This window comes from Sporomusa sp. GT1 (assembly GCF_014634905.1).
GTDB lineage: Bacteria > Bacillota > Negativicutes > Sporomusales > Sporomusaceae > Sporomusa > Sporomusa sphaeroides.
In genome coordinates, this window is sequence record NZ_BMBX01000077.1 from 1 (window position 1) to 467 (window position 467).

Genomic DNA, 467 nt, shown 5'->3' on the forward strand with positions numbered 1-467 from the left:
GGAACGGCAGACGCGCTAGCCTCAGGAGCTAGTGGGGGCAACCTCGTGGTGGTTCAAATCCACTCGACCGCACCATATAAGCAGAGAGCCAAGTTTTTAGGAGCGAGAGCGACGCGGAAACTTGTGCGAATCGCTTAGTTCTGAGCGGTAGCGAAGAACATCCTATAATTTTTATACATGCGGTAGTGGCGGAACGGCAGACGCACCAGCTTGAGGGGCTGGCGGGGGCAACCTCGTGGTGGTTCAAATCCACTCTACCGCACCATTTAAGCAGAGCACAAAACTTTGCAAAACTTATTAAATTAATACATAATAGTATTGACATAAACAAATGAAAATGCTATTATAATATTCTGCCGTTAAACAAGCGGCAGCGAAGAATGAAGTAACCGTTCCCTGAAAACTGAACAATGTAAGTAATGCATCATAAAAAGCCAGATGTGCGGTGCTCAATGAGCACTTTAAAT

General features: G+C 45.8%; 1 tRNA gene. It reads left to right on the forward strand.

Going from position 1 to position 467, the window contains the following annotated elements:
* Nucleotides 1-179: 179 nt before the first annotated feature.
* Nucleotides 180-265: transfer RNA gene (locus GT1_RS21895), tRNA-Leu, on the forward strand.
* Nucleotides 266-467: the final 202 nt, after the last annotated feature.